This window comes from Spectribacter hydrogenoxidans, assembly GCF_031846275.1.
Lineage (GTDB): Bacteria > Pseudomonadota > Gammaproteobacteria > Nevskiales > Salinisphaeraceae > Spectribacter > Spectribacter hydrogenoxidans.
On sequence record NZ_JAVRIB010000015.1, the window covers coordinates 29,691 to 44,599 of the forward strand.

Annotated in this window: 16 protein-coding genes; 3 read left to right on the forward strand and 13 right to left on the reverse strand. The window is 62.0% G+C overall.

The annotated features are described in order from the left end of the window. Positions 1-69: 69 nt before the first annotated feature. Both merF and merA read left to right on the forward strand, forming a co-directional pair. Positions 70-309: a mercury resistance system transport protein MerF gene (gene merF / locus RM532_RS13265; protein ID WP_027965777.1), complete on the forward strand. Its 240-nt coding sequence runs from the start codon at positions 70-72 to the stop codon at positions 307-309. Then, positions 302-1,951: a mercury(II) reductase gene (gene merA / locus RM532_RS13270; RefSeq protein ID WP_082051506.1), complete on the forward strand. Its 1,650-nt coding sequence runs from the start codon at positions 302-304 to the stop codon at positions 1,949-1,951. The genes merF and merA overlap by 8 nt, the downstream gene beginning before the upstream one ends. Before the next feature lie 534 nt (positions 1,952-2,485). On the opposite strand, the gene RM532_RS13275 is transcribed toward merA, so the two are convergent. The 11 genes from RM532_RS13275 to RM532_RS13325 form a co-directional block, all read right to left on the reverse strand. Next, entirely contained in the window at positions 2,486-4,888 is a 2,403-nt protein-coding gene (locus RM532_RS13275) for a heavy metal translocating P-type ATPase (RefSeq protein WP_311653815.1), read from the reverse strand. Next, the gene (locus RM532_RS13280) at positions 4,885-5,286 is read right to left on the reverse strand and encodes a MerR family transcriptional regulator (protein WP_311653816.1); all 402 of its coding nucleotides are present in this window, start codon (positions 5,284-5,286) and stop codon (positions 4,885-4,887) included. Before RM532_RS13280 ends, RM532_RS13275 begins: the two co-directional genes overlap by 4 nt. A gap of 91 nt (positions 5,287-5,377) precedes the next feature. Further along, positions 5,378-5,857: a DUF411 domain-containing protein gene (locus RM532_RS13285; protein ID WP_311653817.1), complete on the reverse strand. Its 480-nt coding sequence runs from the start codon at positions 5,855-5,857 to the stop codon at positions 5,378-5,380. Then, a complete protein-coding gene (locus RM532_RS13290) occupies positions 5,857-6,681 on the reverse strand; it encodes a copper resistance protein B (RefSeq protein WP_311653818.1) in 825 nt (274 codons plus the stop codon). The genes RM532_RS13285 and RM532_RS13290 overlap by 1 nt, the downstream gene beginning before the upstream one ends. Beyond that, the gene (locus RM532_RS13295; protein WP_311653819.1) at positions 6,674-8,521 is read right to left on the reverse strand and encodes a copper resistance system multicopper oxidase; all 1,848 of its coding nucleotides are present in this window, start codon (positions 8,519-8,521) and stop codon (positions 6,674-6,676) included. The genes RM532_RS13290 and RM532_RS13295 overlap by 8 nt, the downstream gene beginning before the upstream one ends. Positions 8,522-8,566: 45 nt before the next feature. Beyond that, positions 8,567-9,364 carry a c-type cytochrome gene (locus RM532_RS13300; RefSeq protein WP_311653820.1) on the reverse strand — a complete coding sequence of 266 codons (798 nt, stop codon included), beginning with the start codon at positions 9,362-9,364 and terminating at the stop codon, positions 8,567-8,569. 34 nt (positions 9,365-9,398) lie between these two features. After that, positions 9,399-9,851, reverse strand: a complete 453-nt coding sequence (locus tag RM532_RS13305; RefSeq protein ID WP_311653821.1) for a hypothetical protein — start codon at positions 9,849-9,851, stop codon at positions 9,399-9,401. A gap of 546 nt (positions 9,852-10,397) precedes the next feature. After that, the gene (locus RM532_RS13310) at positions 10,398-10,706 is read right to left on the reverse strand and encodes a hypothetical protein (RefSeq protein ID WP_311653822.1); all 309 of its coding nucleotides are present in this window, start codon (positions 10,704-10,706) and stop codon (positions 10,398-10,400) included. A gap of 200 nt (positions 10,707-10,906) precedes the next feature. Then, positions 10,907-11,704, reverse strand: coding sequence for a hypothetical protein (locus tag RM532_RS13315; protein WP_311653823.1), 798 nt, complete (start codon positions 11,702-11,704; stop codon positions 10,907-10,909). Between the two features lie 23 nt (positions 11,705-11,727). Continuing rightward, positions 11,728-12,273 carry a CHRD domain-containing protein gene (locus RM532_RS13320; protein ID WP_311653824.1) on the reverse strand — a complete coding sequence of 182 codons (546 nt, stop codon included), beginning with the start codon at positions 12,271-12,273 and terminating at the stop codon, positions 11,728-11,730. A gap of 243 nt (positions 12,274-12,516) precedes the next feature. Beyond that, positions 12,517-12,945, reverse strand: a complete 429-nt coding sequence (locus tag RM532_RS13325; protein WP_311653825.1) for an efflux RND transporter permease subunit — start codon at positions 12,943-12,945, stop codon at positions 12,517-12,519. Between the two features lie 349 nt (positions 12,946-13,294). On the opposite strand from RM532_RS13325, the gene msrB reads away from it, so the two are divergent. Then, positions 13,295-13,801, forward strand: a complete 507-nt coding sequence (gene msrB, locus RM532_RS13330; RefSeq protein WP_311653826.1) for a peptide-methionine (R)-S-oxide reductase MsrB — start codon at positions 13,295-13,297, stop codon at positions 13,799-13,801. A 162-nt stretch (positions 13,802-13,963) separates the two neighbouring features. Here msrB and RM532_RS13335 read toward each other — a convergent pair whose 3' ends face one another. Continuing rightward, complete coding sequence (locus RM532_RS13335) at positions 13,964-14,599, reverse strand: peroxiredoxin (protein ID WP_311653827.1); 636 nt, start codon at positions 14,597-14,599, stop codon at positions 13,964-13,966. A gap of 63 nt (positions 14,600-14,662) precedes the next feature. After that, positions 14,663-14,902, reverse strand: a complete 240-nt coding sequence (locus tag RM532_RS13340) for a hypothetical protein (RefSeq protein ID WP_311653828.1) — start codon at positions 14,900-14,902, stop codon at positions 14,663-14,665. Positions 14,903-14,909: the final 7 nt, after the last annotated feature.

Here is a 14,909-nt window from a genome sequence, read left to right on the forward strand (position 1 = left end):
AAGCAGCTGCACATCGCGGTCATCGGGTGAGTTGTTTACGAGCTTGCCCGCCACGGTGAAGGAATAAGCGTGAAAGATTCGCAGAAATTTTTAAGCGTCGTGCTTGGCACCGGGTTGATGGTGCTGTGTTGCGCCGCGCCAATCGCCCTGGTGCTATTCGGTACGGCGGGCCTGGCCGCGTTGGCAGGCTATCTCGATTACCTGCTGTTTGCCGCCCTGGCCATCGGCTTGCCTCTCTACGCGCGATACCACAAGCGGAAGCAGGATGCCGGCTTTACTAATGAAGACTCGGAGAAACGTGATGATTGAACTCAACGTGAGTGGCATGACCTGTGACCGCTGTGCGGATCATGTCAGGGAAGCCCTGGAGAAGCTGCCCGGCGTGCAGTCGGTGGAGGTATCCTATCCTCAGGGGACGGCATCGGTAGCCGTTGATCCGGAGACACCGGCCTCGGCGTTGACGTTTGCCGTGACCCGACTTGGCTACCAAGCTCGACTGGCCAACAGTGGGCCCACTTCCCCGGCAGGCGCATCGGTGTCCAAGGGCCGTGATGAAGACGCCCCGCACATCGCGGTGATCGGCAGCGGCGGCGCCGCCATGGCGGCGGCCCTGAAAGCCGCCGAGCGCGGCGCCCGGATCACCCTGATCGAACGCGGCACCGTCGGCGGTACCTGTGTCAATACAGGCTGTGTGCCTTCGAAGATCATGATTCGCGCGGCCCATATTGCCCACTTGCGTACGGAAAGTCCCTTCGATGCAGGCCTGAGCGCCCAGGCGCCGGTGGTGGATCGGGCCAAGCTGCTCGAGCAGCAGCAGCGACGTGTCGAGGAACTGCGTGACGCCAAGTACGAGGGGATTCTGCGCGACCACCCGGCCATCACGGTCCTGCACGGCGAGGCCCGGTTTATTGATGCCCATAGCCTGATGGTCAAGCTGAACGAGGGCGGCGAGCAGGTCGTCCACTTCGACCGCGCCTTAATCGGTACTGGCGCCCGACCGGCAGTACCGCCGATCCCGGGTCTTGCCGACACCCCCTACCTGACCTCTACCAGTGCGCTGGCCCTGGACACCCTTCCCGAGCGGCTGATTGTGATCGGCGCCTCGGTGGTGGCCCTGGAACTGGCCCAGGCCTTCGCCCGGCTGGGCAGCCGGGTCACGGTGCTGGCCCGCAGCCGCCTGCTCTCCCAGGAAGACCCGGCGGTAGGGGATGCGGTGGAGGCGGCGTTTCGCCGCGAGAGCATCGAGGTCCTCAAGCAGACCCAGGCGAGCCGCGTGGACTACACCGACAATGAATTCATTGTCGACACCAACGCCGGCACCTTGCGGGCGGATCAACTGCTGGTGGCCACCGGACGGACACCCAATACCGAGGCCCTGAACCTGGCGAGCCTCGGCGTGGAAACCGCACGTGGGGCGATTCTGGTCGATGAGCATCTGCACACCACGGTGCCGGGGCTCTATGCCGCCGGTGACTGCACCGATCAGCCGGAGTTCGTCTATGTCGCCGCCGCCGGGGGCAGCCGGGCTGCCGTCAACATGACCGGGGGCGAAGCCACCCTGGACCTGAGCGCCATGCCGGCGGTGATCTTCACCGACCCCCAGGTGGCCACCGTCGGCCTGACGGAAGCCGAGGCCATCGAGCAAGGCTTCAGCGTCGATACCCGCGAGCTGGACCTGGAAAACGTGCCGCGTGCGCTGGTGAATTTCGACACCGGTGGTTTCATCAAGCTGGTGGCCGAACGCGACTCGGGCCGGTTGCTGGGGGTGCAGGCGGTGGCGGGGGAAGCCGGTGAGCTGATCCAGACGGCGGTGATGGCGCTACGCGCACGCATGACCGTACACGACATCGCCAATGAGCTATTTCCCTACCTGACCATGGTGGAAGGGCTCAAGCTCTGTGCCCAGACTTTCACCAAGGATGTGACGCAGTTGTCCTGCTGTGCCGGGTGAACGATATGAGCGCGACCGTGGTGCCACTGGGCGGCGGCACCACGGGTTTTGGGCATGGACACCACAGGGAGCTCTGTCACGATGAACACGACACTACCCGATTGCGGGATGATGGGGGCGATGGGCTGGATAATGCCAGTGATCGGAATTGCCCTACTATTGCTGCTGGTCCTGGGCATCGCCTGTTTGGTGAAGTATCTGCTCTCTAGCAAGTGAGCGTACTGAGCGAGCCATCAACCAGCTAATCCGTTGTGGGTTGAGTTTGTCGGCCACCTTTCTCTCTCGCATACCAACCAGATAATCCGGATACCCAGAAATAATAAACGGGCGACACCCAACGGTCCCGAGTAGGCCACCGTTAATACCCATACCCATTGCATCAGTGTGGGCAGGTGGGCGTTGTTTTGGCGCAAGTCGCGGAGAGTCCAGAGCACGCAGGCGACGACTACCGTTATCCATATACCCAATACGACGGGGCTGCCAAGAAATTGCCTAATCATCTCTATCATGTGACTTAGCTCCCGATTTTTCCGATTAAAGTTCGGCGCGCCGCAAGCGCAGTGCGTTGGTGATGACCGATACCGAGGAAAAACTCATGGCGGCTGCGGCCAGCATGGGCGAGAGCAACATGCCAAAGATGGGATATAACACGCCGGCCGCCACGGGCACCCCGGCGCCGTTGTAGATGAACGCAAAGAACAGATTCTGACGGATGTTGCGCATGGACTGCTCGGATAGCCGGCGGGCCTTTGCGATACCGCGCAGATCGCCCTTGACCAGGGTGATGCGCGCGCTCTCCATGGCCACATCGGTACCGGTGCCCATGGCGATGCCGACCTCGGCCTGAGCCAGTGCCGGGGCGTCGTTGACGCCGTCGCCGGCCATCGCCACCTGGCGGCCCTCGCCCTGGAGTTTTTCCACCAGGGCGTGCTTGTCCTCGGGCAGGGCGTTGGCCTGGACCTCGTCGATGCCCAGTTGATCGGCGACCGCCTGCGCGGTTTTTTCGTTGTCGCCGGTGAGCATGATGATCCGCAAGCCGGCATTGTGGAGAATGCGCACGGCCTCGGCCGTGGTTTCCTTGATCGGATCAGCCACCGCGATCAGGCCGGCGATCTCGCCGTCCACGGCGGCGAGCATGACGGTCTCGCCCTCGCTTCGGCGTTTGTCCGCGGCATCGGCCAGGGGGCCCGGATCAATATCGTTGTCCTGCATCAGGCGGGTGTTGCCGATCAGCACCGCGCGGCCGTTAACCGTGCCGCGCACGCCCTTGCCGGTGATCGAGTCGAAGTCGTCGGCGTCGATCGGCTTGATACCGCGCTCGGCGGCGCCGTCCACGATGGCGCGGGCCAGCGGGTGCTCGCTGGCGTTCTCCAACGAGGCGACCCATTCCAGCAAGTCGGCCTCATCGACACCGCTCGCGGTTTCCACGCCGACCAGCTTGGGCTTGCCCTCGGTCAGGGTGCCGGTCTTGTCCACCAGTAGCACGTCGACCTGCTCCATCAGCTCCAGCGCCTCGGCATCGCGGATGAGCACGCCCTCGCGGGCGCCGCGGCCCACCCCGACCATGACGGACATCGGCGTGGCCAGGCCGAGCGCGCAGGGGCAGGCGATGATCAGCACTGACACCGCCGCTACCAGGGCATAGGACAGGGCCGGCGCGGGACCGACCCAGGCCCAGGCGACGAAGGCGAGGATGGCGACCACTACCACGGCGGGCACGAACACACTGGCGACCTTATCGGCCAGACCCTGGATGGGCGCGCGCGAACGCTGGGCTTGTGCCACCATGTCGACAATTCGGGCCAGCACGGTGTCCTCGCCCACGTTGCCCGCGCGCATCACGAAACCGCCGGTCTGGTTGACGGTGCCGCCGGTGACGGTATCCCCCACTTGTTTTTCCTGCGGAATCGGCTCGCCGGTAATCATGGATTCGTCCAGCGTCGAGCGGCCCTCGATAATCTCGCCGTCCACCGGCACTTTCTCGCCGGGTCGTACGCGCAGTCTGTCGCCGGCCTTTAGCGCATCCAGCGAGACTTCTTCTTCCTCGCCGTCGTCCTTGATTCGGTTGGCCGTGGGCGGCGCCAGGTCCAACAACGACTTGAGCGCCTGCGAGGTCTGCCCGCGGGCGCGCGCCTCCATCACCTGGCCGAGTAGGACCAGGGTGATAATGACCGCCGCGGCCTCGAAATAGATCGGCGCGTGGCCGGCCTCGCTCTTGAAGGCGGCGGGCAATAAATCGGGCAGCAGCAGCGCGAAGATGGAAAATCCGTAGGCCGCGCCCACACCCAGTGCAATCAGCGTCCACATGTTGGGGCTGACGTTGAGCATGGATTTCCAGCCCCGCTGAAAGGCGAAACCGCCGCACCACAGCACGACCGGGGTGGCCAGCGCGAACTGAATCCAGCCGAAGGCATTGCCGAAAAACTCGCGGATACCCAGACCCGGCACCATCTCGCCCATGGCCAGGACCAGCACCGCCGCGGACAGCGGCACGCTGACCCAGAAGCGCCGGCTCATGATCTTGAGTTCGCCGTCGTCCTCGTCGCTGGACACGGTCGTGGGCTCCAGCGCCATGCCGCACTTGGGGCAGTCACCGGGCTCTTCGCGCACGATTTCCGGGTGCATGGGACAGGTATATTGGGTGCGCCGCTTGGGCGGCGACGCGGGCTCCAGCGCCATACCGCATTTCGGGCAGTCGTCCGGCTGATCACTCTCGACGCCGGGGCACATCGGACAGACGTACTTGTCCGCCTTGGCTTCGGCGGTTGGCTGTGCCGACGCCTCCGGATTCAGGATCGTCTCGGGGTCCGCGGCGAACTTATTCCGACAATGCTCGCTGCAAAAATGATAGGTCTCGCCGGCGTGCTCGTGGCTAAGCGCCTGCTCGGGGTCCACAGTCATGCCGCAAACTGGATCCTTAGTGGTCATCTCGTTCATGCCTCGCTCCTGTCGCTCAAGGCTTCGATAATGGGGCAGCCGGGCACGGGACCATGACCGGAACACTGCTTTTCCAGTTCGGCCAGGGTCTTGCGCATGCGTCGCAGGTCGTCGATGCGGGCCTCGATCTGGGCCAGCTTGGCCTGGGCCACGGCTTTGACTTCGCTGCGGTCGCCGCCGTCCTGGAGGCGCAGCAACGTGCCGATCTCGTCCAGGGTGAAGCCCAGGCGCTTGGCGCGGCGAATGAACTGCAGGCGATCCGTGGCGTCGGCCGGGTAGCGGCGATAACCGCTGGGCGCGCGCGGCGGGTCAGGCATTAGACCGCGCCGCTCGTAAAAGCGGATGGTCTCCACGCCGGTATCGGTGGACTTGGCAAGTTGGCCAATGGATAGACTCATGACTGACTGCTCCAGTAGGTAACCTAAACCAGCCTATTCCCGTACCCGACTACAGAGTCAAGAGGCTGCTATCGGGACGACGGCACGCTGGTTACTCCAGATTGCGCGCGGGATAGCGATTGAAATCTCGGTTGCCCTCAGGGTCCAGTAGCCAGACCGTATAGGCCTGGCGCCGATCATCCACTTCCATACCGGGGGAACCCAAGGGCATGCCGGGCACGGCTAGACCTTCGGCATCCGGTTGCTCATGCAGCAGCCGCTTGATGTCGGCAGCCGGGACGTGGCCTTCAACGACATAGCCGCCGATTTCCGCCGTGTGACAGGAACGCATGTCGCGGGGGAGATTATGCCGATCCTTTACCAGGCTCATCTGCGCGGTATCACGCGTTTGCACGGCGAACCCATTGGCCCTGAGATGCGCCACCCATTTCTCGCAGCAGCCACAGGTGGGGCTCTTGTAGACGACGGCGGTGGGCAAGTCGGCTTGACCGGCGGGCGGCCCCTGGCTGTTGCAGGCGGCGAGACCGGCGGCCAACATCAGCAGCGCCACTCGCCGGCGGGCTTCGCGCATCAATACCATGCCCGGACACCGATCACGAAGTTGGTGGAAGAGGTTGCCTCGCCCGCGCGTTCGGCGATGTCCTCGGTCTCGCCGTACAGCGCCTCGTAGCGTACGCCGATGTAGGGCGCGAACTCGCGCCTGATCTCGTAGCGCAGGCGCAGGCCCATTTCGGTGTCGTTCAGGCCCTGGCCCAGACCGTACTCGGGCACGTCGTTGGCGCTGGCGTTGAGTTCCAGGCGCGGTTGCAGGATTAGGCGTTGGGTGAGCGGCAACTCGTACTCGAACTCGCCGCGGAAACTCACGTCACCGTCCTCGCTGACGAAAAACGCGGTATCGGACTCGAACCAGTAGGGCGCCAGACCCTGTATGCCAAGCACGCCGAAAGCGCGGTCGGCACCGGGATTGGTGTCATAGCGAATGCCTGCCTGGGCGCCGAAGAAGGGGCTGATCATGCGGTTATACAGCGCCTGGAACTCGGTGTCCTCCGGTCCGCCGCCGTGGGTGGGTCCCTCGCCCTCGGTTTTCCACCAGAACTTGTTGGTATCGCCGCCGAGCCAGCCCTGGGCGTCCCAGAGGTAATTGTTGGTGCCCTCGGGGTCGCCGTACTCCAGGCGGTCGATCAGGGCGAAGCCGAACAATTTCTGGTCCTTCGTTATCTTGGGCCATTCAGCAGGCGCACCGCTCTGGGGATTACGTTCACCCGGCGGATAGATGGCATCGGGATCGGCATTCTGGCCAGGCAATTCCCTTTCGTCGGCCGCCGGCGCCAAGCCGGGCAGCGCCAGAATGAACAGCACCAGGCCCGATAGAAGGGGCAGACGGGTGTTAAACATCGGTGTTCTCCTTTTTGCTGCCGGGGCCGACTCGCACGACGCGGGCCATGCCCATTTCCATGTGATAGAGAAAGTGACAATGGAAGAACCAGCGGCCCGGTTCGTTGGCGGTGACCAGCAGCGACACGCGCGAGCCGGGCAGCACGCTGATGGTGTCCTTGAACGGGAGATGCTCGCCCTGCTTGTTCTCCAACTCCATGAACATGCCGTGCAGGTGAATGGGGTGCTCCATCATGGTGTCGTTGATCATGATCAGCCGCACGCGCTCGTTGTAGGGGAAGTCGATCGGGCTGTCGGCGTCGCTGTACTTCACCCCGTCAAACGACCACATATAGCGATCCATGTTGCCGGTCAGGTGCAGCTCAATGGTCTTGGCCGGCTCGCGTTTGTCGGCCATTGGCTTGGTGTTGCGTAATTGGCTGTAGGTCAGCACCCGGTGCGGCACATCCTTGAGGCCGGTCCCGCGTTCGGCCAGGCGGTAGCGCTGGACGGTCGCTGTGGTGATATTGCCGGGACCGTGGCCATCAGGCCCGTGGCGAGCGATCACCGGCCCGGCCGGCTCCATCATGGCGATGCTATTGTCCGCGCCCATGCCGGATTTGGGACTATCGCCGCCGGGCATGGCATGGCCCGAGTGCGACATGCTCCCGCCGCCCATGTTCATCATGTCCATATCCATGCCCATGTCGACCATGGTGCGCGTTGGCTGGGCGCGCAGGGGCGGCACGGACGCATCCATGCCCGGCCGGGGGGCCAGTGTGCCGCGCGCGTAGCCGCTGCGGTCCATGGACTCGGCCATGAGGGTATAGGCTTGATCCGCTTTCGGCTCGACCACGACGTCGAAACGCTCGGCCACGCCGATCTGAAACTCGTCGGTTTTCACCGGCTCCACGTTCTGGCCGTCGGAGGCCACCACACTCATGGGCAGCCCCGGGATACGGACGTTGAAATAGCTCATGGCCGAGGCGTTGATCACTCGCAGGCGGATGCGCTCGCCGGGCTTGAACAACGCCGTCCAGTTGGCGCCTGGATGCATGCCGTTCATCAAATAGGTATAGGTGTAGCCGGTGACATCGGCGATGTCGCGCGGGCTCATGCGCATATTGCCCCAGGCCATGCGGTCCCGCAGGGTCGCGCCCCAGCCGGCCTTGGAGACGTCCTCGGCAAAGTCGGCGGCCGTGCGCTCGCTGAAGTTGTAGTAGTCGCTCATCTTCTTCAGCTTGGCCATCAGCCGGTGCGGGTCCTCGAAGGTCCAGTCGCTCAGGACCACGACGTATTCACGGTCGGCGTCGATATGGTCCTCGCGGCTCTGCGGATGGATGACCAGCGGCCCGTACTGGCCGAGCTGCTCCTGTAGCCCGGTATGGCTGTGGTACCAGTAAGTGCCGTACTGGCGCACCGGGAAATCCACCTCGAAGGTGTCGCCCGGATCGATGCCGGGAAATACCACGCCGGGCACGCCGTCCATCTGGAAGGGCAGCAGGATGCCGTGCCAGTGGATGGAGGTGGATTCGTCCAGGTGGTTATGCACCCGCAGGTGGGCGTTTTTTCCTTCCCAGAGCTCCACGATGGGGCCGGGCACCGAGTTATTGACGGTGATGGCGGAAGCGCGGCCGCCGGCGATGTCGATGGTCTCGCGCCGGATGTGCACGTCCATGGTCACGTCGCGGGCCGGGCCGCCCGGCACGCGCGCGGCGGTGGTGTCCAGATGCGGCCCGTGGGGCGCCGTACTGGCGCGTGCATAGGTCGGCAGTAGACTGTCGAACCCGGCCAGCAGGCCGGCGGAGGCCATCGCCTGTAACAGGCGGCGGCGGTCTTTGCTGTAATTTTCGTGTCGCATGGTTACCTCGTGACTTAATCGGTTGATCTGTGCGCAGGTTTTCGATTAATGCTGATGATCGTGGCCGTCGTCGGCCGACTCAGGCTGGGGTGCCGGCTGTTTGTCATGATGACCGGGCGCGCCGTGACTCGGGCTTGCGGATTCGGCGGCCGGCGGCGCGGTGTCCTCTTGCCCCATGTCCATGCCTTGCATATCGCTGCTTTGCCCGTGAGCCGGTTTGGTATCGTGATGGCCGGGTTCGCCGTGTCCGCCGGCATCGTGCGCGTTCTGGCCGGCGGATTCGGGTTCGTTGCCATGCCGATGGCCGTGGCCATCATCAGCCGGCGCGCTGCGCTTGGCCTGGGCTACCAGAGTGTTGTAAGCCTCGGGCGTGGCCTCTGACATTTGGTCGAGAAAGGCGACCAGCGCCCACAGCTCTTCGTCCTTGTGGGTGGGGCCAAAGGCCGGCATGCCGGTCATGCGCACACCGTTTTTGATAACCCAAAACGCTTCGGCCAGCGTGCGGTGCGGGATGACCTCCGCCAAATCCGGCGGCGGCGGATTAAGGCCGGTACTTACTGGGGTCTTCGACTTCCCGGGCGGTGTATGACAGCCGCTGCACATGGCCATAAAGTTGCGTGCGCCTTGCAGCACTCGCTCGCGGCCGCCCAAGTTCTCCGGCACTTGTATTTCATCGGCACGCACTGCGACCGAGTTGGCGTAGGTGCTGTGCAGCAGCCAAGCCACCGGCGCGGGATCCCGCCAGGTGGCGGCCACGTTGAACAGACCGGAATAAACCACCGTCGGCACTGCGATTACGGCACCGACGATTAGGACAACCAAGGTGATGATTACTGTTTTCATAGGGATTCTCCGTAAAGCTCGGTAACTGCCGGACTCATTTCGAGGCAGCCAGGGAGAATGGTCCGAACAACACTTGTCGCCGCTCGCTCGCGGGCGGGGTCAGGGAAATGATCACGCGGAAATCGCCCGCATCCGGCAATTGCGCCGGCGCCACCAGTTGTTGCTCGCTCGCGCGACGCAAGGTCAAAGCGCGTGTGCCCTGGTCCGTCCAGAGAAGGGCCTCGGCCCGCATATCTGCCAGCAAAACTGGGCGCCCCCGTTCGTCACGGGCATAGACCGAAAGCCTGTCCGGCTCAGCAACCAATTCCAGGAACAGATCGCCTGCACGGCGCACTTCACCGCCATAGCGAGGCTTGTCGGCATGGCTGGGGGCATGTGCCCCAGAAGCCTGAGCGAACAGGCCGAAGGTCAGTAGAATTAGTGCCTGGAATACCCGCCTATTCGACGAATACGCACTGCCCGATGGGCGAGTCTTTTGGGTAGACATGTATCACTCCGAAGTAAGAGAACAGGAACGGGCACGGCTGACCGTACCCCGCACTGCAGGGCGTTACTTCAGGTGATAGAGGGCGGCCGGTATAGGCGGTTTTTGTGGGCGTGCAACGAAGCGGCGGGTGATATGGACTGCAGACTATGCTGCCAATCATTCCGGGCGTCCGGAGTGGACGAGTTCAGGGTGCCGGCGGCGCTGGCCGAGCAGTGGCCGGCTACGTCGCAATGACAGGGACAATCGTCCTCCGCCTCCATTGAGCCTGCCTGCGCTTGAAGATGGTGATGGGGGCCATCCGCCGTGTTCGACTGCATGGTCTGCGATGCGCTTTGCGCATGCACGCAAAACGGCGCCGCGGTTACGGTATTAGCCGCAGCCACTTGCACGCAGAGTGCGATCAGAAGCAGGCGGATCATGCGTGCAGGTCTTGGCAATCGATCATGTTCACCGCTTGAGTATAAGTCTGGACCTTGGTACGGATGCAAGCGCCAGCCATGACCTTATAGGGCTTGCGTGGACCGGGCTCGCTTTCGCTGCCGAACGCTAGAAAGTTCGTGCCGGTAGCGTATTCAAGACCGGCGCACCGCCGAACTGCCCGTTATCGCGCAACCGGTTCATGCAGTCGGAATAGCCCATGGCCCAGTTGGCCCGGTAGCCCGGTTCGTTCTCGAAGCGGCCTGAATCCTGGTTGTATTGCCGCTCATCGCTGCCGGCGTCGGCGAAAGCCGAATCGCAGCCGGCCCGGTATTCGGGGGAAGGGTCTTGCACTTGCTGCGGCGACGTGGCGCAACCGCCCAAGGCCAGCGCTGCCACAGCCGCCGAGATAATGGAAGGTGATTTTAATAGTTGCATGGGTTCTCCTCGCTATTGGTAAATGCGCCACCGTCTAAAAGCCGGTGGCTAATGACTTGTTCCTGAATAGCTCCCTTCATGCTAGGTCATCGACTCGGCTGATGTAACTATTAGAAGCCCATCAATCAGAGGCTGCCTGCGAGTTGTTGAAAGAGCGACTCCCGCAGGAGCCGCTCTTGAATACACCAACATAGCAGCGGTCACCCCTGCCTACGCTGCCTGATTCGGGCAATACCGGTCAGGGCCGCCAGTAGCAACAGCGCCCACAAGGGATCGAAGCCCGGGGCAGCGCCCTGGCCATCCCACAGCGAGCAACCGCCATCGCCGCCGCCATTGAAGTCATTGCCGTTGTCGTCTGGACCATCGGCATCGCGATTTTGGTCGCCGTCTGGTTGCGGCAATTCGACGAGTTGGCCGCAAGCGGCGGGCAACGTGGCTTGATACGCCCCGTCAACCGTCATCCCATGCAGCACGATGTGCTTGCTGGGAAACGGCGTAACCGCGTCTTCACTGACGTCGCCGTTGGGACCGATGGTAAAGGTGTTGACATAGGTCACATCGCCCCGAGGCGGGGTAGCGGTCGAACCCGCTTCGTTATCCGGGTTGGACTGGCCTACCGGAAAGGGCATCAACTCCAATTGGATAGGGCCATAAGTATCCCGGCCCTCTGCCACTTGGACCAGATTGTCGCCATCGTCGTCCTGTTCCAGCGTGGGACAGGTGGCGTTGCGGTCGTCGTCGAAGCCGTGGATGTGCTGCGGGTGCGCCTGCCCTGTTTCGAGGCCCTCGGCGTAGATAATCACCGTGAGCTGGTCGCCCTCGCGCGAAACGATGGCTTCGCCGGAGGCGCTGGAGTTGTTCAGGCCGGTCAGCTGCGCGCGGTAGACTTCAACGTCCTCGGAGGATTGAGCCAGCGCCATGCTGGGTACGCCCATCACTAACATCGTCAGGGTCGCACCCCAGGTCAACGGCCGTTTTAGCAATTCAGGTAATCGCATGATTGCTCTCCGTTGTGATGGGGTTACTGGCCGTCCTGTTGCGGACGCGGGATCAACTGGCCACAGGTCACCGGGCGGGTGGCTATGTATTGACCGCCTACGGTCAAGCCGTGCAACACGATATGCCTATTTTCCAGCGGCTGGAGCTGCGCCACGCTGGGGGTGTCGCCCTCACCTAGCTGGAAGGTCTGACGATAGGTCACGTTGCCGTTGTTATCGGCGGTGGGAAACGGCTCCAAAGCGAGAATGATCGGCCCGTAGGTTTCGCGGCCCTCGGCGACGCTGATCTGGTTGTCGTTTTCATCTCCACTGTTGCTGTCCTGGGCTAACGTGGGGCAAGTGGCGTTCTCGCTGGCGTTATCATTACCGTGGATATGCTGTGGGTGCGTCTGATTGGCTTCCAGACCCTCGGCGGCGATGATGACCGTCAACTCATCGTTGCTCGAATCCAGAGCCACGAAAGCGCTGCCGGTGACGCCGGAATTATTCAGGCTATTCAGTCGAGCCTCGAAAGTATCTGGCGCGGCGCCTTGGGCGCCGGCGGCCGAGGCGGCGGCAAGCGCTACCAAGCCGATTACAGAGGTTACTACGTTGGGGAGGGACTCTAATCGCATAATAAACTCCAAGATGGGAGAACAAAGAGCAAAGCCCATGCCTTACTAAAGACTATAAATTTAAAATACGGCCTTAAATTGCTCATTAAGAGCTTATAAGCACAGAAACAATCGAATCAATAAGGGTATAACCTAGTTTTAATAGGGATAGCACGGACATGATATTCAAGCTAAGTCGGTTTCTTGGTACCCGATTCCTCAGGCCGCGTCCGCGCCGGTGTCGGAGGTGTACATGATCGAGATCAGGCCCATGAACAAGGCCAGGCCGGTCATCAGCATGGGCCGGATACGCTGGCCGGCGACCGCGATCATGCCCACGGCCACCGCCACCGCCACCGACAGCTTGTAGCCCAGAAACCACAGCAGCCAGATGCTGCCCACCAGCGAGAACGGGATGGTCAGCATCACGATCAGGGTTTCGGTGAACGAGGCCCGGTGCATGAACAGCATGAAGAAGATCAGGCCGAGGGTCAGCGGCACCAGTATTTGCAGCCGCGCCTTGGCCCGCTCGAAGCTCTTGAACTGGCCGGCCCAGGCGATGCGGTAGCCATCGGGCACATCCACACTGTCGGCCACCACTTGCTTGGCGCGTTCCACGTAGTCGGGTATGCCGAGCCCGTCGCCCACGTTCAGGCCATGTGGGCAGCGGCCCCGCGGTCGATATCGAAGTCCAGGAAATAGCCGCCGGTAGTGCGCTCGGCGAAAGTGCTGCGGGTAAACGGCACGGGCCTGTCGGCGTTCTCCCAGGACGATTTCGATGAGATCGCCTGGCTGCTTAATACCCGGCCGCGCAAATCGCCGAACTGGCGATGTCTGGCCGAATTGTTTACGCCCGATGAGACCGATTTCCAATGTCACTTTGAATGATTTATTGCACTTAGACCTTGAAGCCCGCCATTGCAGTATTTTTCAGAAGTGCAATTGCTTTGCCTATTTTGCGGTCTAATCAAGAGTATACGTGCACAGAGAAAGTTCCATGAATAGACGAGCGGTTCTTACAGGTTTGGCTGCCATCGCAACGGTGCCTGTCGCCGGATATTTCGCATTTAGCAAGCGTAACTTGGGCGATACCAAGCAGATTACAGGTTCGGGCGTGACCCGAATCAATAAAACTGAGGCCGAATGGCGGGACATACTTAACCCGCAGGAGTTCGCGGTGTTGCGCGAAGGGGCGACCGAACGACCCAACAGCAGCGAATTGAACGCGGAAAAACGGCCCGGCACATTCGTTTGCGCCGGTTGCGATTTGCCGTTATTTAAAAGCGAATGGAAGTTTGGCTCCGGCACCGGATGGCCGAGCTTTTACGACTATATCAAGGGCCATTTGGAAACCAGCGCCGACTATAAATTAGTCGTGCCGCGTACCGAGTATCACTGTGCCCGTTGCGGCGGCCACCAGGGCCATGTATTTGATGACGGGCCGCCACCGACCGGTGAACGCTGGCGTAACAATGGCGTGGCATTGAAGTTTGTGCTTGCCTGAGCAGGGATAGTATGCGAAATACAGTGGCCGGATTTGTCCGGGCCATTGCCCACCACGCGACCGATGCTGCGCAACTTAATCGGCAGCGCCGGCAGCACGTGAGGCGTGAAGTCGGCCAGCCAGGGTGCTAGTGCACCCTGGCTGGCCGGTTGCCGCCGAAGTTTAACGATTCGGCTGCTTGGTCACCCGCAGATAGGGCTTCAAGGTCTTCCAGCCGTCCGGGAAGTGCTCTTTGGCCTCTTCGTCGGACAGGGACGGGACGATGATCACATCCTCGCCGTCTTTCCAGTTCACCGGGGTGGCTACCTTGTAGCCATCGGTGAGCTGGATGGAATCGATGACCCGCAGGATTTCGTCGAAATTGCGGCCGGCGCTCTTGGGGTAGGTCAGCGTCATGCGAATCTTCTTGTTCGCATCAATCACAAATACCGAGCGCACCGTCGAGGTGTCGCCTTCGCCGGGATGCAACATGTCGTAGGTTTCCGATACATGCCTGTTGGTATCGCCGATAATCGGAAAGTTGACCGCGCAACCCTGGGTCTCGTCGATGTCGCCGACCCAGGCTTTGTGGTCCTCGACCGAGTCCACGGACACCGCAATCACCTTGCAGTTGCGCTTGGCGAACTGCTCTTTCAGCCTGGTGGTTTCGCCCAGCTCGGTGGTGCATACCGGCGTGAAGTCGGCCGGGTGCGAGAACAGCACGACCCAGCCGTCGCCGATCCAGTCGTGGAAGTTGATTGTGCCCTCGGTGGTTTCTGCTTCGAAATCCGGGGCGATATCGCCTAAACGTAAACTCATGGTTGTTTCCTGGTTACGTGGGTGGGTGTGTGAAATTCCAAACGAAAGTGAGTTATGGGCGGTTTATTCGTCCGCGCCGTCGCCTTTGCTCCCGCGCATACACATGGCAAACATCAGTAAGCAGCCAATCATGGCGAAGGCAAAGGTCAGCAAGTTGGCGGCGACCAGCCAATCCCAGCCCAGCGCGAGGCCGACGCCGATAAGCACGGCTACGACCAGCCAGACGCGATTGCGGCCTAGCCAGCTTTGAGATTGAGTATCGACTGAACGTTTTAGTTGGGTGTCATGTGGTTCGTTAGACATGGTTGGC

Coding starts and splice junctions, on each gene's coding strand:
- merA (WP_082051506.1), top strand. CDS start 302: ATGATTGAACTCAACGTGAGTGGCATGACCTGTGACCGCTGTGCGGAT.
- RM532_RS13275 (WP_311653815.1), bottom strand. CDS start 4,888: ATGAACGAGATGACCACTAAGGATCCAGTTTGCGGCATGACTGTGGAC.
- RM532_RS13280 (WP_311653816.1), bottom strand. CDS start 5,286: ATGAGTCTATCCATTGGCCAACTTGCCAAGTCCACCGATACCGGCGTG.
- RM532_RS13285 (WP_311653817.1), bottom strand. CDS start 5,857: ATGCGCGAAGCCCGCCGGCGAGTGGCGCTGCTGATGTTGGCCGCCGGT.
- RM532_RS13290 (WP_311653818.1), bottom strand. CDS start 6,681: ATGTTTAACACCCGTCTGCCCCTTCTATCGGGCCTGGTGCTGTTCATT.
- RM532_RS13295 (WP_311653819.1), bottom strand. CDS start 8,521: ATGCGACACGAAAATTACAGCAAAGACCGCCGCCGCCTGTTACAGGCG.
- RM532_RS13300 (WP_311653820.1), bottom strand. CDS start 9,364: ATGAAAACAGTAATCATCACCTTGGTTGTCCTAATCGTCGGTGCCGTA.
- RM532_RS13305 (WP_311653821.1), bottom strand. CDS start 9,851: ATGTCTACCCAAAAGACTCGCCCATCGGGCAGTGCGTATTCGTCGAAT.
- RM532_RS13310 (WP_311653822.1), bottom strand. CDS start 10,706: ATGCAACTATTAAAATCACCTTCCATTATCTCGGCGGCTGTGGCAGCG.
- RM532_RS13315 (WP_311653823.1), bottom strand. CDS start 11,704: ATGCGATTACCTGAATTGCTAAAACGGCCGTTGACCTGGGGTGCGACC.
- msrB (WP_311653826.1), top strand. CDS start 13,295: ATGAATAGACGAGCGGTTCTTACAGGTTTGGCTGCCATCGCAACGGTG.
- RM532_RS13335 (WP_311653827.1), bottom strand. CDS start 14,599: ATGAGTTTACGTTTAGGCGATATCGCCCCGGATTTCGAAGCAGAAACC.
- RM532_RS13340 (WP_311653828.1), bottom strand. CDS start 14,902: ATGTCTAACGAACCACATGACACCCAACTAAAACGTTCAGTCGATACT.